Annotated in this window: 20 protein-coding genes; 17 read left to right on the top strand and 3 right to left on the bottom strand. The window is 48.7% G+C overall.

Annotation, left to right across the window (positions count from 1 at the left end; genetic code table 11):
* Nucleotides 1-11 precede the first annotated feature (11 nt).
* Complete coding sequence (gene sppA / locus ACIFQN_RS14690; protein WP_429833777.1) at nucleotides 12-977, bottom strand: signal peptide peptidase SppA; 966 nt, start codon at nucleotides 975-977, stop codon at nucleotides 12-14.
* A 292-nt stretch (nucleotides 978-1,269) separates the two neighbouring features.
* Between sppA and ACIFQN_RS14685 the strand changes: the two genes are divergently transcribed.
* The 3 genes from ACIFQN_RS14685 to ACIFQN_RS14675 all read left to right on the top strand — a co-directional run bounded on the left by ACIFQN_RS14685 (nucleotide 1,270) and on the right by ACIFQN_RS14675 (nucleotide 4,849).
* Nucleotides 1,270-3,195, top strand: coding sequence for a heavy metal translocating P-type ATPase (locus ACIFQN_RS14685; RefSeq protein ID WP_429833776.1), 1,926 nt, complete (start codon nucleotides 1,270-1,272; stop codon nucleotides 3,193-3,195).
* A gap of 469 nt (nucleotides 3,196-3,664) precedes the next feature.
* A complete protein-coding gene (locus ACIFQN_RS14680; protein WP_429833775.1) occupies nucleotides 3,665-4,393 on the top strand; it encodes an amino acid ABC transporter ATP-binding protein in 729 nt (242 codons plus the stop codon).
* The gene (locus ACIFQN_RS14675; RefSeq protein WP_429833774.1) at nucleotides 4,394-4,849 is read left to right on the top strand and encodes a cupin domain-containing protein; all 456 of its coding nucleotides are present in this window, start codon (nucleotides 4,394-4,396) and stop codon (nucleotides 4,847-4,849) included. It begins immediately after the preceding gene.
* Nucleotides 4,850-4,929: 80 nt separating this feature from the next.
* Here ACIFQN_RS14675 and ACIFQN_RS14670 read toward each other — a convergent pair whose 3' ends face one another.
* Nucleotides 4,930-5,631 carry a polysaccharide deacetylase family protein gene (locus ACIFQN_RS14670; RefSeq protein WP_429833773.1) on the bottom strand — a complete coding sequence of 234 codons (702 nt, stop codon included), beginning with the start codon at nucleotides 5,629-5,631 and terminating at the stop codon, nucleotides 4,930-4,932.
* Between the two features lie 141 nt (nucleotides 5,632-5,772).
* Here ACIFQN_RS14670 and ACIFQN_RS14665 point away from each other — a divergent pair, with 141 nt between their 5' ends.
* The 8 genes from ACIFQN_RS14665 (at nucleotide 5,773) to gcvH (ending at nucleotide 11,226) form a co-directional block, all read left to right on the top strand.
* Nucleotides 5,773-6,585, top strand: a complete 813-nt coding sequence (locus ACIFQN_RS14665; RefSeq protein ID WP_429833772.1) for a DUF2797 domain-containing protein — start codon at nucleotides 5,773-5,775, stop codon at nucleotides 6,583-6,585.
* Nucleotides 6,586-6,640: 55 nt separating this feature from the next.
* Entirely contained in the window at nucleotides 6,641-6,832 is a 192-nt protein-coding gene (locus tag ACIFQN_RS14660) for a hypothetical protein (RefSeq protein WP_429833771.1), read from the top strand.
* 138 nt (nucleotides 6,833-6,970) lie between these two features.
* Complete coding sequence (locus tag ACIFQN_RS14655; protein ID WP_429833770.1) at nucleotides 6,971-7,870, top strand: hypothetical protein; 900 nt, start codon at nucleotides 6,971-6,973, stop codon at nucleotides 7,868-7,870.
* Between the two features lie 77 nt (nucleotides 7,871-7,947).
* Nucleotides 7,948-8,310 (top strand): arsenate reductase family protein, encoded by a 363-nt coding sequence (locus ACIFQN_RS14650; protein ID WP_429833769.1) that lies wholly within the window; start codon nucleotides 7,948-7,950, stop codon nucleotides 8,308-8,310.
* Nucleotides 8,311-8,312: 2 nt separating this feature from the next.
* Nucleotides 8,313-9,497, top strand: coding sequence for an aminotransferase class I/II-fold pyridoxal phosphate-dependent enzyme (locus ACIFQN_RS14645; RefSeq protein ID WP_429833768.1), 1,185 nt, complete (start codon nucleotides 8,313-8,315; stop codon nucleotides 9,495-9,497).
* Between the two features lie 183 nt (nucleotides 9,498-9,680).
* Nucleotides 9,681-10,229, top strand: a complete 549-nt coding sequence (locus ACIFQN_RS14640; RefSeq protein ID WP_213021751.1) for a peroxiredoxin — start codon at nucleotides 9,681-9,683, stop codon at nucleotides 10,227-10,229.
* A gap of 104 nt (nucleotides 10,230-10,333) precedes the next feature.
* Entirely contained in the window at nucleotides 10,334-10,786 is a 453-nt protein-coding gene (locus ACIFQN_RS14635; protein WP_429833767.1) for a redoxin domain-containing protein, read from the top strand.
* Between the two features lie 59 nt (nucleotides 10,787-10,845).
* Entirely contained in the window at nucleotides 10,846-11,226 is a 381-nt protein-coding gene (gcvH, locus tag ACIFQN_RS14630) for a glycine cleavage system protein GcvH (RefSeq protein ID WP_429833766.1), read from the top strand.
* A 295-nt stretch (nucleotides 11,227-11,521) separates the two neighbouring features.
* Here gcvH and ACIFQN_RS14625 read toward each other — a convergent pair whose 3' ends face one another.
* Nucleotides 11,522-13,576: a methyl-accepting chemotaxis protein gene (locus ACIFQN_RS14625; protein ID WP_429833765.1), complete on the bottom strand. Its 2,055-nt coding sequence runs from the start codon at nucleotides 13,574-13,576 to the stop codon at nucleotides 11,522-11,524.
* 299 nt (nucleotides 13,577-13,875) lie between these two features.
* Between ACIFQN_RS14625 and ACIFQN_RS14620 the strand changes: the two genes are divergently transcribed.
* From ACIFQN_RS14620 to pckA, 6 genes are all read left to right on the top strand, one after another.
* A complete protein-coding gene (locus ACIFQN_RS14620) occupies nucleotides 13,876-14,310 on the top strand; it encodes a hypothetical protein (RefSeq protein WP_429833764.1) in 435 nt (144 codons plus the stop codon).
* A gap of 27 nt (nucleotides 14,311-14,337) precedes the next feature.
* Nucleotides 14,338-14,730 (top strand): VOC family protein, encoded by a 393-nt coding sequence (locus ACIFQN_RS14615; RefSeq protein WP_049741732.1) that lies wholly within the window; start codon nucleotides 14,338-14,340, stop codon nucleotides 14,728-14,730.
* A 172-nt stretch (nucleotides 14,731-14,902) separates the two neighbouring features.
* Complete coding sequence (locus tag ACIFQN_RS14610) at nucleotides 14,903-15,244, top strand: SCP2 sterol-binding domain-containing protein (RefSeq protein ID WP_429833763.1); 342 nt, start codon at nucleotides 14,903-14,905, stop codon at nucleotides 15,242-15,244.
* A 71-nt stretch (nucleotides 15,245-15,315) separates the two neighbouring features.
* Complete coding sequence (locus ACIFQN_RS14605; protein WP_429833762.1) at nucleotides 15,316-16,470, top strand: M20 peptidase aminoacylase family protein; 1,155 nt, start codon at nucleotides 15,316-15,318, stop codon at nucleotides 16,468-16,470.
* Nucleotides 16,451-16,978 (top strand): GNAT family N-acetyltransferase, encoded by a 528-nt coding sequence (locus tag ACIFQN_RS14600; RefSeq protein ID WP_429833761.1) that lies wholly within the window; start codon nucleotides 16,451-16,453, stop codon nucleotides 16,976-16,978. Before ACIFQN_RS14605 ends, ACIFQN_RS14600 begins: the two co-directional genes overlap by 20 nt.
* 264 nt (nucleotides 16,979-17,242) lie before the next feature.
* Nucleotides 17,243-18,826, top strand: coding sequence for a phosphoenolpyruvate carboxykinase (ATP) (pckA, locus tag ACIFQN_RS14595; protein WP_429833760.1), 1,584 nt, complete (start codon nucleotides 17,243-17,245; stop codon nucleotides 18,824-18,826).
* Nucleotides 18,827-18,905: the final 79 nt, after the last annotated feature.

Here is an 18,905-nt window from a genome sequence, read left to right as displayed (position 1 = left end):
ATTAAAAAGTTTTATGGCATAAATTGATACAGCAGACGAGGAGAGCTTTCTCGTTCCAAAATACGCGCGAGTCCCAACGGATCAGGATTGGACCAATGCTGTTTCATGGTAAAGAGCAGCTTGCCAAGAGAGGGCAGGTCCGCATAACGAACGACCATGGCATCTTCTGCGCCGGACAAAGAAAGGGCGTAACGTGTCGCTTCTTCCAGATCGCCGAATTGGTCAATCAGTCCCAGGCGTTTTGCCTGCTCGCCGGAGTAAACTCGGCCATCTGCGATCTCCAATACACGCTGGCGGGAGAGATTGCGGCCATTTACGATCACATCGACGAATTTGTTATAGCTCTCATTAACCAACGTCTGAAAGATGTGGCGCTCAGGGTCAGTCAAGGGGCGAGAGGGGCTGCCGATATCCTTGAACCGCCCGCTTTTAATCGCATACTGATGAACTCCCAGTTTATTTGCCGCTTCATGGTAGTTAAACAGATGAAAAATAACCCCGAGACTGCCTGTCAGCGTATTGGGATTCGCGAATATGGCATCTCCCGCGGTTGCCAAATAATAGCCGCCGGATGCTGCTGTCGAGCCCATGCTGATGACAATGGGAATATGGCGGATTTGTTTGAGGCGCAAGAGTCTGGCATGAATCTCGTCGGTGGCTACGACTTCTCCGCCAGGACTGTCGATTCTCAGCACTAATGCTTTGACTGATTCATCTTCCTCCACACGTCTCAGTTGTTCACTCAAAATTTCTGTCATGGTGGGAACGCTGGCAGCATTTTGTGTCCCTGAAATGACGCCGTTGACAAAGAGCTGCACAATTTTATTGTTGCCCGAGCCTGAGACGACCGTTTCCTCCCATGAAAATCCGGGATGATCTCTCAGTGCTGCATAGCTGCTCGAGGCTCCTTCGACTGTGATACCCGCGATGAAGACGACTAAAACGACAGTGAGTGCGATCCATTTTTTTCGATGCATGAAAAACCACCTCACCCTTAGCATGAACCGGGAGTGCGATCGTTACGCATGGGACAGGCAATGGAAAAATAGGGATTGACGAAAAATCAATATCAAATTAGAATAAGTATAAATTTATTTCCCTGGTACAAAAGAATTCGCCTAAGAAAAGATATGGATAATCATTATCAATTGGGACGCTGTTGCCTTCGGGCAGCAGCTTCCGCTGTTTTTACGGGGGAAATAAGTCTGATTCTCTTTCTCAACCAGATTCCTGCTGAACTGTACATCTATAAAAAGGGAGATGGTAGGCATGATGCAAAAAGCAGCCATGATCGTGTCGGGTTTAGGTTTGCTTGTGAGCTGGTTGTACGGAGAGCTGTGGGGGATGGATCCATCTTGGCTGGCCGTGTTTTTATGCGGTATCCCGATTGCCTGGACAGCATGCAAGGAGCTGATACATGAACGCAACGTCAACAGCGACGTGCTTGTAACGATTGCAATTGTAGCTGCTGTCGGGATTGGTGAGATTTTTGCCGCAGGGGAAGTGGCTCTTATCATGATGATCGGGATGTGGCTGGAAAACCGTACAGTCGCTCGCGCAGCATCTGCCCTGGAAGAAATGATGCAAATGGCTCCGCAAACAGCAAGGGTAAAACGTCAGGACGATTGGGTGGAGGTATCACTTGAAGAGGTAGCACGCGGTGATGTCATTTTGGTCAAACCGGGGGAAAAAGTCCCTGCCGATGGGGTTGTGTCGAGCGGGCAAGCTGCGGTGGATCAGGCAGCATTGACAGGAGAATCGTTGCCAGTCGAAAAGCGCTCGGGCGACGAGGTATTTATGGGCACGATCAATACGAATGGAATCATGGAAGTAACAGCGCAGCGTGTAGGAGAAGAGACGACTTTTGCTAAAGTGACCAGACTCGTAGCTGAAGCGATGGAAAGAAAAGCTCCCGTGCAGCGCCTGCTTGATAAATGGGCAGCCTGGATTGTTCCGAGCAGTCTCGCGCTCGCCATCCTGATGTATCTGTTTACAGGGGATCTGGTTCGTGCGGTTACGATTCTCATCGTTTTTTGTCCCTGTGCACTGGTGCTTGCCACGCCAACTGCGATCATGGCCGGAATCGGCAGTGCCGCCAAGCATGGCATCTTGATTAAAAGCGGCGTGGCTTTGGAGCAAATCGGTCTCGTCAATGCGTTGTTGTTTGATAAAACAGGCACACTCACAGAAGGAAAGCTGCAAGTGACAGGTGTAGCCAGACTTCACAGTAAAACTGGGGAAGATGTACTGCGTCTGGCTGCAGCGCTGGAGCATCATTCAGAGCATCCGGTGGCACAAGCGATCGTCAAGGCAGGAAAAGAACGGAATATCGAGCTGCCAGAGGTGGAATCGTTCCTCGTGCATCCTGGTAATGGTGTTTCAGGCCGAATCGAAGGGCTCGAGGTGCTCGTTGGGAACCGCCGATTTTTTGCAGAAATGGGGGTGGCGACGAATGAGCTGCAGCCACTGCAGGAAGAGCAGGAGCGAGCGGGACATACCGCTGTCTTTGTAGCCAGGGACGGAAAGTTGATCGGAATGGTTTCGCTGGCAGACCGAGTGCGAACGGAGTCGCGTGAAACCATTGATCGTTTGCGCTTGCACGGTGTTGGCGAGATTGCGATGCTGACAGGCGACAACAAAGGGGCTGCCGGGCAAATCGCCAAGCAGGCAGGAGTGACTACAGTATTCGCTGAGCAGTTTCCGGAAGCGAAATACGAGCGCGTGGAGGAATATCGAGGGCGCGGCCTCGTAGTCGGAATGGTAGGTGATGGGATTAACGACGCACCAGCATTGACTTCTGCCCATGTCGGCATCGCGATGGGGGCAGGCGGTACGCAAATCGCTGCAGAAGCGGCAGATATCGTCATCATGACCGATGATGTTTCCAAAGTAGCAGATGCCGTGCAATTGGGGCGCAAAACACTGCGTGTCATCCGTGAAAACCTGATTATCTCCAGCGCGATCAATGCGGTTGCAATTGTCCTCGCCATGACGGGTCTGCTCGGCCCTGTGGGAGGAGCATTTGTGCACAATGCGACCTCTGTTCTCGTCGTTCTCAATTCTGCACGCCTCATTCACTATTTGGCGCAAAAACAAAAAGAGAAGCGAATGACCCCGTCATCCGGTTTTTGCGATTCCTGTACCACAATCTGTACAAGAAAAGGCGCTTGCGAGCTGTCAGCATCCAAAGGGTAAAAAGTACGGCAACCGTTATGAGACCAGAGGATTTTTCTCTGGTTTTTTTCATATAGTGAAATATTTATTACTTTATCGGTGTGTTATCCTTACGTCTCTTGGATGATCCCTCAAAAAGCATGGGCAACCGAAAAGCTGGTGAGAGGAAAACGGAGAAACAAGCGAAGCTCTTTGGGTCGCTACCGAGGCGCAATGAAAAAAGCGAAACACGCCTTTAAGCGTCCACCTCTGAGAAGCCCCATGAATCGGCTACTTTGGACGCGGTTTCGCTTTTGTAATGGAGACGTGCAGTGAATCTTCCTGGCTGGTGACCCAAGAAGCTGGAGCGTTTTCTCCGTTTTCCTCTCCTCCCCTACAGCCCGACCAATGCGCATTTCCCCCCCTTCTGATAATTCATGCAATTTTCCCACTATTGCGGTAAACTATAAGAACGAGCAACATGAAATCATCGGTCAAAGGGGGAACGTCCTTGATTATCCAAGTGACGGACTTGAAAAAAAATTATGGTGACCTGCAAGTCTTAAAGGGCATTACCACCCAAGTGGCAGAGCGTGAAGTGGTTTGCGTCATCGGGCCTTCCGGTTCAGGAAAAAGTACCTTTTTACGCTGCCTCAATCAGCTGGAGGAGGCTACCGGCGGGCGGGTCGTTATCAATGGGCACGATTTATCTGATCCTAAGGTCGACATCAACAAGGTACGGGAAGACGTAGGCATGGTGTTTCAGCGCTTTAATCTGTTTCCCCATAAAACCGTGCTCGAAAATGTCATGTTGGCTCCGGTAAAAGTGCGCAAATTGGCGCAGGATCAAGCCCGTCAGCAAGGTTTGGCTCTCTTGAAAAAGGTAGGTCTCGAAGATAAGGCGGATGTGTACCCCGAAAAGTTGTCTGGAGGCCAGATGCAAAGGGTGGCAATCGCACGAGCTCTGGCTATGAATCCAAAGGTTATGCTATTCGACGAACCAACCTCCGCTCTTGATCCAGAGCTGGTCGGAGAGGTGTTGGCCGTTATGAAAAACTTGGCCAGGGAAGGCATGACGATGATTGTCGTCACCCACGAAATGGGCTTTGCCAGAGAGGTGGGAGATCGGGTGATCTTCATGGATCAGGGTGTTATTATGGAAGAAGGAAAACCAGCGGACATTTTTGCTGATACAAAAAATGAAAGATTACGATCCTTTTTGGGGAGGGTGCTGGCATAAATGACAAAACCAATTCACTTGAATCAGATTCCAGCTGATTTCGTCGACGAGGACCTGGGTATGGCAACTCTCTACCTAGGGGAAGCGGCGGGCAGCGAAAAGCTCTATGCAAATATCGATAAGGTGCAGCCTGGAGCCAAAAGCACCAAGTACCACACTCACTCGCTGCAAGAAGAATTTTTCCTGATTTTGGCGGGCTCAGGTACACTGCGTTTGAATGGTGAGGAGTACCCTGTCACAAAAGGTAGCTTTGTAGCTAAACCTGCGGGAAAAAACATCGCTCACCAGTTTATCAATACGGGCAATGAAGTATTGGAGATTCTCGATTTAGGCACAAAAGTCGAGGGAGACGTAGCATACTATCCGGATGAGGATGTCTACTTTTTGCGAAAAGAAAAAAAGATGTTCAAAGGAACGGAAGCTTTCACGGAGTGGGATTCGGAACCAAATAAATAATAGCGTGTACCAAATTAAGGTACCAGGGCACCAAATGCTTCGTTCATTCAAGACGAGCTTCTGGTGCCCTAATCATGTTACTACTTGGCGGAATCCAGCAATTGACTTACGGTAACAAAATGATAGCCTTGTGAGCGCAGATCCGTGATGAGCTCTTGAAGGGCGGCTACTGTTTGCCTTTGGTTCAGTCCGCCGTCATGAAACAAAATGATGTCGCCGGAAGAAACATTGCTTTTCACACTTTTGGCAATGACCGAAGCCGTTCGAGCCAGCGACCAGTCCCTAGGATCGACCGACCAGTGGATCACGTCATAGCCACTGGATTGCACGGCGTTCATTACGTCATGTGTCATGACACCGCCGGGAGGTCGATAATATTGTGCCAAAATGCCAGTCGTTCTAAGAATAGAGCGTTCTCCTTGTTTGATGTCCTCGTAGACCTCATGCTCTGTGAGCTTGTTCAGGTCATAATGGTGGTAGCCGTGATTGCCGATCTCATGCCCCGCCTTGTAAATCCATTGCATTACCTTTGGATGCTTGTCGACTTGGGAACCGAGCACAAAAAAAGTGGCGGGTACCTTGTTCTGATGGAGGACCTCCAGTATTTTCGGGGTATAGGTTGCGTCAGGCCCGTCATCAAAGGTAAGGGCAACTACTTTTTTCTTCGTATCAATCCGATGGATAGGCTCGTAGGACGGTAGAGGAGGATTGGCTCCTGCAGGTAAAATTGCACAGCCGAGAAGGCAGGCGATGAAAAAGGCGCATAGAACGCCGCGACGCATAACGATCGCCTCCTTCATTTTGGTATAACCCTAGGTTCACCCCCTAGCAGGGAAAACATGCTACCAAAAGAAAACAGGGGTCAGTGTTTAAAACTGATATGTTAAAATGAAGGAATCGTACATAGGAGAGGAGAGAATGAGGTGGAACTCCGCGGTATTTTACAAGGACTCACCCATGAGTATCACGGAAAGGACAAGCCCGTTGACTATTATCTGCAAATCGGCGAGGAACGGATGCCGCTGAATGAATGGCTGGGCAGTGATTTGACGATTTCCTTTTTGGGAGAAAAAAACTGCATTGCCTGTGGGCGAAAAACAAACAAAACCTTCAACAGCGGGTACTGCTATCCCTGTTTTACCAAGCTGCCAGAAAACGATCTGTGCATTGTCAAACCGCATGAATGTCATTTTGATTTGGGGACCTGCCGGGACGAGAGCTTCGGCGAGAAATATTGCATGATTCCCCACTTTGTCTATCTGGCGGTTTCCAGTGACATAAAAGTTGGATTGACTCGCAAGCACAATCAGTTGAAGCGGTGGGTCGATCAGGGAGCGATTCGCGCCATTCCGATTGCGGAAGTCCCGACTCGTCGCATGGCAGGGGAGCTGGAATTTCATTTAAGCCAGTTTTTGCCGGACAAAACCAACTGGCGCAAAATGCTTAAAGGCGATGTAAAAGAAATTGACCTGCTTGCGATGCGTGATGAGGTGTATGGTCACTTCCCGGAGGAATTCAAAGCATTCCAATACCGAGAGGACGAGTGGGTAGATATTGCTTATCCAATTCTAGAATCTCTGGATAAGATCACTTCGAAATCGTTGGACAAAGAAGAACAGCTGGGCGGTCGTTTAATCGGAGTGAAAGCTCAATACCTGATTTTTGAAAATGGTGTATTTCAAACGAGAAAACACGCTGGCTACCAGGTTGAGATCAAAGCGACTCATTCTGCATAAAGCAGGGCAAACTCCTTCAGACTTAGCTTCATATACCCGTGAAGGAGGAAAAACGATGGACAGAGAAATCGAATACACTGAGCCGCTAAAAGGAACACTGGCTGAGGCTGTAAAAGCCAAGGGCGAGGACGAGCTAGGAGTACCGTTTTCGCCGCTTGCGCAAATGTGGCAGGCAGGTCCCGGTGCTGAGGTAGTTGACAACCAAGCGGTGGCAGATGAGTCTGCAAAAAAAACCCAAATAAGATGATCGCAGCAGAGGGAAACGACAGCCAGAGAATGAGGAGGGCTGTCGTTTTTTCTTATCGTTATTTCTTATCGTTATTCCTATGATGATTATGGCTGCCTACTGAGGAGCTGGTGTCAAAAAAAGAAAGGAAGAAGGTACATGAGAGTCTGGAGTCTATCCGTTGTCATTGCTTTGCTGTTAGTGTCTTTTTTATGGGGCGGATTTCAATTGGGGAGCTTGCATAAAGATCGGGAAGTCGTCCAGCTACGCAATGAGCTTTCAGGTCTGAAAGAGAAGTTGGCCCAGGCCAATGAGCAAAGCGAAACAAACCAGCCAACAACGCCATCGAGTGTGGCCTTCCCGGATGAAGGGAGAAGCGGAGTGCGTAAGCAGCAGGTCGATCGGGACGCTATTGTTAATGCGTTCAAATGGACCGACGACAAAGGGACGGGCTATGAATATGAGGAAGTGGAACTGACAGAACGAATGCAAGATCCGCAAAACCGGGACTACAAAGAGGTGCTAAAGCGGTTTGTCGAACAGGAGCTGCAAAAAGAATTGGAAAGCTTCCAAACAATGAGCCGTACGCTCAATCCGCGCAGCCTGTTAGTAGCGACAACCGACCACAATCTGTATGAGGTACGCATGAAAAAATGGTACACCCATGACCAAATTTGGACAGTGCAAGGGTATAACACGTTGCCTGAAATCGGGAAGGTAAATGGAACCGCGAATCATCGCATACTGACATTGGCTGAAGTAGATGAGGAAGTAAGTACATGGGCAAAGGGATTGTTGGCGTCGCCGGAATGGAAAAACGAATTTTTGCGAAGAGACGGGAAAACGTATCTGTTGATCAAGTCATCTGGAGGCGAAACGGACTCAGTCGAACTAGAAGATATTCGTATATGGGTCGAAGAGATGTACGTCGATTATCAGGCGTATGAGTACAAAAATCAGGAGGACCGTTCCTTGATCAATGATTACCTGCTGATCGAAGTCCCCGTAGATGCATCTGCAGGCGTTACCTTCCGAAAAACCGTTTCTGTTACCGAGTAGATTTTCTTCTCTGAGATAGGGATAATGGGTAAAGAGGTATCGCTGCGATGACAGAATGAAAAGCGAGGAAATGGAACATGACAATGAAAGCATACTTGTACAACAAATGTGACACGTGCCGCAAAGCGAAAAAATGGCTGACGGAGCAGAATGTAAGCTTTGAGGAGATTCCGATTGTAGATACCCCTCCCGCCAAAGAAGAGCTGCGCAGCATGTGGCAAGCAAGCGGATTGGATCTGCGCAAGTTTTTTAATGTGAGCGGTGTCCAATACAAAGAGCTGGGACTAAAGGACAAGCTGCCGACGATGACAGAGGAAGAAATGCTGGAGCTGCTCTCATCCAATGGAAAGCTGATCAAGCGCCCTCTGCTGGCTAGCGAAAATACCGTAACTCTGGGCTTCAAGCCAGAGGAGCTGGAAAAAGCCTGGGGAGGCAAATAATCATGCGCCAACCTTCCAAGCGACTGGAGAACTTGTCGGCTGCTATTTTTTCGGAGATGGCAGCCCGTAAACGAGAAGTGGCAAAAAAGCGGACAGTCTATGATTTGAGTATCGGAAGCCCAGATCAAGAACCGGATCAAAAACTTTTAGAAACGCTGATACAGGCTGTGCAGCGTCCTGGAGCGTTTGGCTATGCCCTCAGTGAAGGCACGGCTGATTTCCGCGCAGAGGTAGCTCGCTGGTATCAGTATCGCTTTGACGTCGAGCTTGCGCCAGACGGTGAGGTGCACTCCTTGATGGGCTCGCAGGATGGTCTTGCTCACTTTGCCTTGGCTTGGACAGATCCGGGAGATATCGTGCTAGTGCCTGACCCGGGGTATCCGATTTACGAAGGCAGTGTTCATCTGGCCGGTGCTGTTCCTTATCGGATGCCGCTGCGGGAGGAAAATGATTTTTTACCCAAGCTCGCAGATATTCCAGAGGACGTGGCAAATCGGGCAAAATTTATGATCCTGAATTATCCGAATAATCCAGTTTCAGCCGTTGCTACTATCTCCTTTTTTGAGGAGGTCGTGGCCTTTGCCAAGCGTCATGACATCATTGTGGTACATGATCTGGCCTACTCAGAGATGGCTTTTGACGGTTACAAGCCACCGAGCTTTTTGCAGGCGCCTGGTGCCAAGGATGTCGGAATCGAGTTTAACTCCTTCTCCAAAAGCTTCAATATGGCTGGGTGCCGGATTGCTTATGTGGTGGGGAATGCCGAGATAATCAAACCGCTTGCAGTGGTGAAGTCGAACGTCGACTACGGCGTCTTTTTGCCTGTCCAGCAAATGGCGATTGAAGCCTTGAAGCAAGATCGGGAATCTGGCGGTCAAAATACCGTAGGTCCGATCTATCAGGAGCGCCGGGATGTGCTCTTGTCTGCTTTGGCAAACGCCGGGTGGGTCATTCCTTTGCCAAAAGCGACCATGTTTGTATGGGCACCTGTGCCACAGGGGTGGACATCGCGTGAGTTTGCTTTTGCGCTTTTGGAAAAAGCGGGAGTCGTTGTGATTCCGGGAAGTGCATTTGGAGAGGAAGGCGAGGGGTACGTTCGGATTGCGCTGGTCCAGACACCAAAAGTGCTCTTGCAGGCCGCTGCAGCGATTGCAGAATCAGGAGTTCTTTTGCAAAGAGGAGTATAGCCTGCCACAAAAAAGGAAAATCTATTTTTTGTGCATAATTTAGGAAGCGGCAGCATCGTTTACGGTCCAATTGAAAAACAATTACAGGTTGAAATGATTCCTACATTATATTGACTATAAAGTGAATCCTTTGATATCATTGGACATGTAGGTAAGAACACATTCCTAAGGAGGTTTTACATAATGGCTCAACGTCTAATTGGACTCCCAGCTCCAGATTTCACAATGGAAACAGCACTGGGCAATGGTAAAGAATTCGGAAAGGTTTCCCTGTCCGACTACCGTGGAAAATGGTTGGTACTGTTCTTCTATCCACTCGACTTTACTTTTGTTTGCCCAACTGAAATCATCGCTATGAGCGATGCAATCGAAGAGTTTGCTGACCTGGATGCAGAAGTTCTGGGTGTATCTACTGACTCCGTTCACTCCCACCGCGCTTGGATCAACACTCCTCGCGACCAAAACGGTCTGGGTGGCCTGAACTACCCACTGGCTGCTGACTTTCTGAAAACAACTGCTCGTGACTACGGCGTACTGGACGAAGAAGGCGGACAAGCTTACCGCGGTTTGTTCATCATCGATCCAGAAGGCGTTCTGAAATACCAAGTAGTAACTGACCTGAACGTAGGTCGTTCTACAGACGAAACTCTGCGTGTGCTGCAAGCACTGCAATCCGGCGGTCTGTGCCCAGCTAACTGGCGCCCAGGACAAGCTCAACTGTCTGCTAAGTAATAATCTGAACGGGTAACAGAATAGAAGGGTCTAACATTTTGCTGTTAGACCCTTTTTTTACCATGTAGGTATGATATGAAACAAGAAAAGGAGTTGACCTATCCATGCGTTTGCGCGAAGAATTGCCTGATTTCCCTGGGATTACCGAATGGGTGAATGGACAGGTGACCAAAGCTGACCTCGCTGGCAGCCCGGTTTTGGTACACTTCTGGTCGGTTAGCTGCTACATGTGCAAAGAGTCCATGCCAAGCATCAATGAATGGCGCGACAAATATGCAGCGAATGGCTTGAAAGTGATCGGGATCCACATGCCCCGTTCTGAAAAAGATACGGACATGGAGACCATCAAGCAAACCATTACCGAGCATAACTTGACACACCCTATCGCCATTGATAATGATATGAAGACAGTGGATGCATTCCAGAATGAATATGTCCCTGCTTTCTACCTCTTTGATGAAAACCTCCAACTGCGTCATTTCCAAGCAGGCGAGAAGGGGCTCAATCTCGTGAAAAAACGTCTGTTTAGAATTTTGGGGATCGAAGAGGAATCCTAGAATGTTCGTCTAATTATGTATGTGTAATGGATTGTACCTGATAGGAGGAAATGTAAACGATGGAATTCCCAAAAAGTCTACGTTACAGTGAAGAGCATGAGTGGGTGCGAGTAGAAGGAAACAAAGCGTACATCGGAATCACTGCTTTTGCTCAATCAGAGCTGGGTGACATCGTGTTTGTCGAGTTGCCAGAAGTAGGGGCAACGATTCAACAGGATGAGCCGTTTGGCAGTGTGGAATCGGTAAAAACCGTTTCTGAGCTGTACGCTCCTGTAACCGGCAAAGTGTTGGAAGTGAACGGTGAGCTGGAAGATGCTCCTGAGCTGGTTAACTCCTCGCCGTATGAGCAAGCATGGATGATCGTCGTGGAATTGTCTGATACTGCTGAGCTGGACAAGCTGATGGATGCAGACAAATACGAAGCGATGGTAAAAGAATAGGAACCAATATGAAAAAGCCGAGCTCTTCTGCTCCGGCTTTTTTGTTTTCATCTTTTACCCTTTATGTCGTGGGCAACGTGTCGAATGATGCTCGAATGGTATGGCAGAACGATCAGTGTGGTAGCCAAAAACTACCCTTCCAGCCAACTATGTTCCTCTCGTGGATATCGCCAACTAAACTGTCGGAACGGAAGGGACCGCTTGGTTATATAAACAAAGAGAGGGTTGTCCGTAAGGTAGCGGACAACCCTTCTTCATTTGCCAAGTGTGCATGAAATCTATTCCCGTGATGCGATTAGCTAAGCTTGAAGCTGCGGACAGCATCGTTCATTTCTTCCGCCATTTTCGCAAGCATCGTAGCTGCTGCGGAAATCTCCTGCATGGAGGCGTTTTGTTCTTCGGCTGCGGCTGCTACTGTTTGTGAGTTGCCTGCTGATTGCTCGGCAATTTGCGAAATGTGGCCGATCGCAGAGATGATGGTCTGCATCTGCTGGCTGATCTGTCCCATCTCCTCAGTGACTTCTTCCGTGCGCGTGAGCAATCGGGCAGTAGAGCCAGTAATCTGCTCAAAGGCTGTTCCGGTCGACTGCACGAGTGTCATGCCTTCGCCAAGAATCGTGGAGCCGTGAGTCATCGCATGAATGGCTGATTCCGTATCCCGCCTAATGTCCGCGACAATATTGCTCACTTGTTCTGCGGCGGCGCTGGATTGTTCTGCCAGCTTGCGCACCTCATCAGCGACGACGGCAAAGCCACGTCCTTGCTCTCCGGCACGAGCTGCTTCGATAGCGGCATTGAGGGCCAGGAGATTGGTTTGGTCAGCGATCGTTGTAATTAACGAAATCATTTGCCCGATTTCCTGGGATCGTTGTCCCAATGTATTGACAATGCTCGCTGTTTGTCCCATTTGCGTGTGGATGACGTTCATGTGCTCTACGGTTTTCACAGCCATCTGATTTCCTTCAGTGGCTTGACGGTTGGCCTCAAAAGTTGAAGTGCTGACTTCCTCGATGCCTTTTTCCATCACGGTGATGTGATGGGCAATCTCGGTAATCACTTCACTGCCTTGGTTCGTTGCATCCACTTGCTGCTCGGTTCCATAGGCTATTTCCTGAACGGATTGGGCGATTTGCTCCGTTGCCTTGCTTGTTTGTTCGGCGCTAGCCATCAATTGCTCAGAAGTGGCAGCTACCTGCTGGGCACTGTAGCTGACTTGTCCGAGGGTTTCCCGCAGTGTCGTTGTCATCGCGTTAAATCGGCTTGCCATGACTCCCATCTCATCGACGGTATTGATTTCCATGGAGGCGGTGAAATCTCCATTGGAGAGGGCGTGGGATAGCTGGTTGGCACGATCGATTTGTTTGGTCAGGTATTTGTTGAAAAAGTAAATAACGGCGATCAAAATCACCAGACCCAACAGACTGACTGCACAGAGTTGATAGAAGAGAGCAGAGAGTGGTGCATAAAACTCGTTTTCCGGCATGACCAGTCCGATTGTCCAATTTGTCTTAGGAACTTTTTGGAAATAGATGCGATTTACGCCATTGTCGTCTGTGTATGTCTTCATTCCTTCTTCTTCGGCAAGCAGTGCCGATCCCATTTCGGCGAAAGATGCATTGTCATCCGTTTGGATCGTTTTGTGCATGAGCTTTTCAGCATCCGGATGAGAGAGGTATCTGCCCGTCTGATCCAGCATAAATGCCCAACCGGTCTCGCCAACCTTCGTCCCGGATACCAAGGTTTGAACGTCGGTGAGGGTAATGTCATCTGTGGCAACCCCAAGCAGTTTTTTATCCGCGGAGTAAAAAGGCGCGACGACTGTCAGCATCGAGACCTGTGAAACGTCGTCAAAATAGGGCTCTGAATAATCGGTTTTGTTTTTGGTCGAAATCCCGACCTTGTACCAATCCTGATTGGGATAGTTATAGGAAGCCGTGCTGTATTCATAGGTAATATCGACTTTGCCATCTTTCTTCGCCCCGTATGTAGCAACCAATTGCTTATTCGGGTCAAACGCATGGGGCTCCATGAAAATTCCCATGCCAACCGACGTCTCATTGATTAGAACCGTTTTGGTAAGCAGGGAATTCAACTGCTCCAGCGAATACGTAATAGGAGACATTTCGATAAAACGGGCCATACTCTCGGTTACTTTGCTGTGAGCTTCCAGCTGGCGGTCCACTTTATCGCTGAGCAGGTCGAGCTGGTAATTCATCTTGTCGCTTAGTGCCCCGTTCAACTGGGAGACAGAGAAAAAGAAGGCCATGCTCATTACGAGGAGAAGGGTAAATACAATAACTGGAAGTGTGACCGTGAGTGTTCGAGCACGAAGGCTTTTAAAACGAAACATAAATCTATCTCCTTTTGTTTAAGTAGATGACTACCTATTCCCTATATCGGTATTACTAAAACGTTTTTGTATGAATTTAGGCAGATGAGGGAAAAAATTCAAACTAATCAGAAAACATTGCCGGGCACAGGTGAATTCGAGTACAATAGGAAGACAAATTGACAAATTCTTGTTGCGGGTAACCACTGGTATCTTTTGCGGGTAGAGTGTCAGAGGGATAATGGGCTACAATGCGAATACAGACGAAAGTGTCGACCAAACAAAAAAGCAGACGTTTGGCGAAGAAGGAGGGAGACTTTATGAGTTTTTGTTGCGGTGCTGGAATGGTTGGTTCCGTAGGGTCAGTCCGTCATTATAAAACACTTGTTCACAATGTCCCCATCATGTTTTGTCCTGTATGTGACAGAATTGAGGTCCATCCCGGTATTGAGGGAGAATACGAAATTTTAGTAGAATATGCTCAAGGAGATCAGGCACCTGAAGTTGATTTTGCCGACTTTGTGAGTGTTGACAATACATCGGAGTTGTTTGAGAATTGTACCATGACGGATGAAGCCGCTAGCTTCGCCGATGTGCTCAAACAACAGATCGACATTTCGCTTGATTTGCTTCGTGTCGCCAAGGAGCTTGGGGATGACGAATGGCGGGAAGCATTGATGATTCGCTTAAGACGGTTAAGCGAGAGGCTGAAGCAGTACAATAAACGAAAGCAAATGTCGCAGAAAAGCGCATGACCAGAGTTGACGTGGGAGGCAGTGTGAATGTTTCATTTGAAAGGCGTTCACCATATCGCATTGAATTGTAGCGATGTCGTGAAGGTAGCTCGTTTTTTTAAAGACATTTTGGAAGTTCCCATCCCGGAAGAGAACATGGTGGAAGGAGCGCCTGTCTACTTTCAAATTGGCACATACACACGGATTGGTCTTCATCCACACGGCGGGGAGGAAGGCAAAGGCGGCGTAGGTCAAGTGGACCATCTCGCTTTTTCCGTAACGAGCCGCGCGGAACTAGACTATCTAGTGGATAAGCTGGAAGCGGAGAACATTTGTTATCGTGGTCCCATTACCCAACCAACCAGCTACAATCTTTACTTTGAAACCCCGGATGGGCATCATCTGGAGGTACGCTTAGACAAAGACGAGTTCGACGAATAGATAAATGCGTCGGGAAGAGCATCTGCCAAGCGGTGGATGCTTTTTCATTTCCCAAAAACGTGTCGAGAAAAAGTTGCCCTCCCTGACAGAAGCCGACAGCGGTTCCTACCCCTCGTCAAAGGATTCGACTAGAAGCTAAACGAACCCATTTGGAAGAGAGGGGTGGGCGTGTATGATCGGAATGGGCAGGCTGCTGGGTGAGGTTGCGAATCGACTCCACCAGAAAACACACTTGCGATTAATGACCAAAGGATGGGAACGGCGGATCGGCATCGTCATGGAAGATTCCCAGACGAGATGGCAACTGACGTTCTCAGGGGGAGGAGCATTTTGTGGTGAGTGGACAGAGGGCCAATCCGCCGATCTGATCGTGCAGGGTGGACAGCGCCAGGTGCAGATGCTGTTTGGTGGAGATGAGCTGGTCTATGCATTCGCCAAGCAACAGGTAAAGATCGTAGGGTCTTTGCGTGATCAGTTGAAGCTCGATGCCATATTGCGACTCACCTGCAAGTAAGGGGAAGGGAAAGGTGCTTTGGAAGCACTATGCTATAATTAGGAAAAAAGAGACTTTTGGGAGGTAGGGTCATGTCCGCTGCTTTCTCTTTCAAACAAACGATACGTACGCGTGAGCAAAGGATTGCTGAAACATTCAGCCATCTGCATGCGAATCCAGAGATTAGCTGGAAAGAGGTTCAGACGACTCGCTATTTAGTGGAGCGGATGCAAGCGCTTGGATTGCATGTGACTACTTTTGATGATTGTACCGGGTTGGTCGCAGAGTGGGGAGAAGGAAAGCCCGTTGTAGGATTGCGGACAGATATCGACGCGCTTTGGCAGGAAGTAGATGGAGAGTGGCGAGCGAATCACTCCTGTGGACACGATGCGCATATGACCATGATTGTCGAAACAGTAGAAGCATTGGTCGCATCAGGCTATCAGCCGCCTGGCACATTGAAGGTCCTGTTTCAGCCAGCGGAGGAAAAAGGGACAGGCGCCTTGAAGCTGGTTGAAAAAGGAGTCGTAGATGATGTGGATTATCTGTATGGCGTACACCTGCGACCGATTCAGGAGATGGTCCAAGGAACGGCAGGACCAGCTATTTACAATGGGGCCGCAATGTTTCTTTATGGAGAAATTACCGGTGTTTCCGCTCACGGAGCACGACCTCATTTGGGGATCAATGCCATCGAGGTAGCAGGAGCGATCATTTCCGGAATTGGACAGGTACATATTGATCCGATGGTGCCAGCGACCGCCAAGATGACAATGCTGCAAGCTGGCGGCGAGAGCTACAATATCATACCGGACAAGGCACGCTTTGCAATTGATCTGCGGGCGCAGACCAATCAGGCTATGGATGAATTGGAAATGCGGATTCGGCAAGTGATTGAAGGAGTCGCAACGTCCTTTCAAGCACAGATTGAAGTGCAACAAGGATCAAGGATGGTGGCGGCCGAAGTGAACGATCAGGCGAAAAAATGGATGGAGCTGGCGATTGTTGATGCACTGGGTGAGGAGAATCTTCGAGAAGCACCAGTCAGTCCTGGTGCCGAAGACTTTCATTATTATACGGTGGAGCGCCCGCATATCAAAGCAACCATGCTGGCACTTGGGTGCGATCTGAAGCCGGGCTTGCACCATCCGCATATGCAGTTTGAGCACTCTGCATTGGCAAAGGGCGTGGAAATTTTAGGACGTGTCATTGTGAGGACGTTTGAAAATGAATCAGATCGTGCTTAAAACAAAAAGGCTCATTCTACGAAAATACGCGACAGAAGACATAGACAACTTGCATGCGATTTTGTCTGATCCCGTAACTATGCAATTTTGGCCGGCTCCTTTTACGAGAGAAGGTTCAGAGCAGTGGCTGCACAACAATCTGAAACGATACAGGGCACAAGGGTACGGACGCTGGGCGATGGTTCATCAGGAAAGTGGGAGGATCATCGGCGATTGCGGAATTGTGTTATCTGAGTTGGACAATCAGATGGAGCACGATCTCGGTTATATTCTGGATAAGGAGTACTGGGGATTGGGGCTGGCGACAGAAGCTGCAAAAGCCTGCAAGGAGTATGGAACAAGTGAGCTGAATCTGCACCGTTTATGCGCAAACATGGCTTTTGACCATATCGGTTCCCAGCGTGTCGCTGAGAAAATTGGCATGACAAGGGTAAAAGAGTATCGCAATAAGCGCAATCGAGACATCTTGACTTATTTATACGTCTGGGAAGCATCTAGCCAGTCTTGAGTATAAATGCAGTCTAATGCCCAAAACCCGCTATTGTAGCGGGTTTTTTGGTATCCATTAATTAACGGAGCACGCGAAAAAGATGGACTGAGAACAAAGCAAGATCCAGGGGAAACCTACTCAGGACGGTTATTCACACATTCTCCACATGAGAATATAAAATTATGTAGCTTATTTGGTTAAATGTGATATACTAATTACAAATCGAACGACTGTTAAAAAGTCATAATCAGGGATATATACTGGGAAGGAGATCGTTCACACATGGAAACCAACACGGTTCATAAGCTTGCTGACATTTTAGGAGCTACCAAGGTATATTCGAACCTGCCTGTAGCTGGGCTCGTTGAAATGGCAGTTAAGCGTGGCGAAGGGATTTTGACCGATAAGGGGGCGCTCAATGCGCTAACAGGCAAGTTTACAGGCCGTTCGCCAAAGGACAAATTTGTGGTGGACGAAGCTTCCGTACACGATAAAATCAACTGGGGTCCGGTTAACCAACCGATTAGTCCTGAGAAATTCCAAGCACTTCAACAAGACGTGCTCGAATATCTGCAAACAAAAGAAGAGTTGTTTGTATTTGACGGTTTTGCTGGGGCAGATACGACTTATCGCCTGCCGATCCGCGTCGTAAATGAATACGCTTGGCACAACCTGTTTGCTCGCCAACTGTTCATCCGCCCGACTGCAGAAGAATTGGTGACACACGAGGCAGAATTCACTGTGATCTATGCGCCTGACTTCAAGGCAAATCCTGCTGTGCACGGAACCAACTCGGAGACATTCATCGTACTGAGCTTCGAGCATAGAACCGTATTGATCGGCGGAACTGAGTACGCAGGTGAAATGAAGAAATCCATCTTCAGCGTGATGAACATGCTCTTGCCAGAGCGTAACGTTCTTTCCATGCACTGCTCTGCAAACATAGGTAAAGATGGCGATGTAGCTTTGTTCTTTGGATTGTCCGGTACAGGTAAAACCACGCTGTCTGCTGACCCGAATCGCTTCCTGATCGGTGATGACGAGCACGGCTGGTCTGACAATAGCGTGTTCAATATCGAGGGCGGCTGCTACGCAAAATGCATCAAGCTGTCTGAAGAAGGCGAACCGCAAATCTGGAAAGCAATCGAGTTCGGTACGGTTCTTGAAAACGTGGATGTGGATGAAGTAACCCGCACCGCTGATTACGATAGCCAAAAGTATACGGAAAATACCCGTGCAGCCTATCCAGTAGAAGCGATTCCAGGAGCTGTAATTCCAGGAGTAGGCGGTCATCCAAATGTGATTGTATTTTTGACAGCTGACTCGTTCGGAGTACTTCCTCCAATCTCCAAGCTGACGAAAGAACAGGCGATGTACCACTTCCTGTCCGGCTACACTAGCAAAATGGCAGGAACTGAACGCGGCGTATCTGCACCGCAAACAGAATTCTCGACATGCTTCGGAGCTCCTTTCTTGCCGCTGCATCCGGTTGTTTATGCCGAAATGCTGGGTAAAAAGATCGATGAGCACGATGTGCAAGTGTACCTCGTGAATACAGGCTGGACTGGTGGACCAGTCGGCGTAGGTCAGCGCATGAAGCTTTCCTATACCCGCGCGATGGTAACGGCTGCACTGAATGGCGAGCTGGCCAAAGTAGATTACGCAGCTGATGCAACCTTTGGCGTACAGGTACCTACTTCTTGCCCGAATGTACCAGCAGAAGTTCTGCAACCACGCAACACATGGGCGAATAAGGAAGAATACGACAAACAGGCTGCTGATCTGGCAAACCGCTTCATCGAAAATTTCCAAAAGAATTTTCCAAATGCATCTGAAATTTCCAAAGCTGGTCCTAAAGTCCAGTAATATAGTTGGACAATCAATCAAAAAAACGGTTGGATACCAAGTATCTAACCGTTTTTTCTATTTTGTATAAAAGAGAAAA

It is taken from the genome of Brevibacillus sp. NRS-1366 (assembly GCF_050467985.1).
The sequence above is the reverse complement of the archived record's forward strand: the minus strand, read 5'-3'. Positions and strand labels throughout refer to the sequence as shown.

Coding starts and splice junctions, on each gene's coding strand:
- sppA (WP_429833777.1), bottom strand. CDS start 977: ATGCATCGAAAAAAATGGATCGCACTCACTGTCGTTTTAGTCGTCTTC.
- ACIFQN_RS14685 (WP_429833776.1), top strand. CDS start 1,270: ATGATGCAAAAAGCAGCCATGATCGTGTCGGGTTTAGGTTTGCTTGTG.
- ACIFQN_RS14675 (WP_429833774.1), top strand. CDS start 4,394: ATGACAAAACCAATTCACTTGAATCAGATTCCAGCTGATTTCGTCGAC.
- ACIFQN_RS14670 (WP_429833773.1), bottom strand. CDS start 5,631: ATGCGTCGCGGCGTTCTATGCGCCTTTTTCATCGCCTGCCTTCTCGGC.
- ACIFQN_RS14660 (WP_429833771.1), top strand. CDS start 6,641: ATGGACAGAGAAATCGAATACACTGAGCCGCTAAAAGGAACACTGGCT.
- ACIFQN_RS14655 (WP_429833770.1), top strand. CDS start 6,971: ATGAGAGTCTGGAGTCTATCCGTTGTCATTGCTTTGCTGTTAGTGTCT.
- ACIFQN_RS14650 (WP_429833769.1), top strand. CDS start 7,948: ATGACAATGAAAGCATACTTGTACAACAAATGTGACACGTGCCGCAAA.
- ACIFQN_RS14645 (WP_429833768.1), top strand. CDS start 8,313: ATGCGCCAACCTTCCAAGCGACTGGAGAACTTGTCGGCTGCTATTTTT.
- ACIFQN_RS14640 (WP_213021751.1), top strand. CDS start 9,681: ATGGCTCAACGTCTAATTGGACTCCCAGCTCCAGATTTCACAATGGAA.
- ACIFQN_RS14635 (WP_429833767.1), top strand. CDS start 10,334: ATGCGTTTGCGCGAAGAATTGCCTGATTTCCCTGGGATTACCGAATGG.
- gcvH (WP_429833766.1), top strand. CDS start 10,846: ATGGAATTCCCAAAAAGTCTACGTTACAGTGAAGAGCATGAGTGGGTG.
- ACIFQN_RS14625 (WP_429833765.1), bottom strand. CDS start 13,576: ATGTTTCGTTTTAAAAGCCTTCGTGCTCGAACACTCACGGTCACACTT.
- ACIFQN_RS14620 (WP_429833764.1), top strand. CDS start 13,876: ATGAGTTTTTGTTGCGGTGCTGGAATGGTTGGTTCCGTAGGGTCAGTC.
- ACIFQN_RS14615 (WP_049741732.1), top strand. CDS start 14,338: ATGTTTCATTTGAAAGGCGTTCACCATATCGCATTGAATTGTAGCGAT.
- ACIFQN_RS14610 (WP_429833763.1), top strand. CDS start 14,903: ATGATCGGAATGGGCAGGCTGCTGGGTGAGGTTGCGAATCGACTCCAC.
- ACIFQN_RS14605 (WP_429833762.1), top strand. CDS start 15,316: ATGTCCGCTGCTTTCTCTTTCAAACAAACGATACGTACGCGTGAGCAA.
- ACIFQN_RS14600 (WP_429833761.1), top strand. CDS start 16,451: ATGAATCAGATCGTGCTTAAAACAAAAAGGCTCATTCTACGAAAATAC.
- pckA (WP_429833760.1), top strand. CDS start 17,243: ATGGAAACCAACACGGTTCATAAGCTTGCTGACATTTTAGGAGCTACC.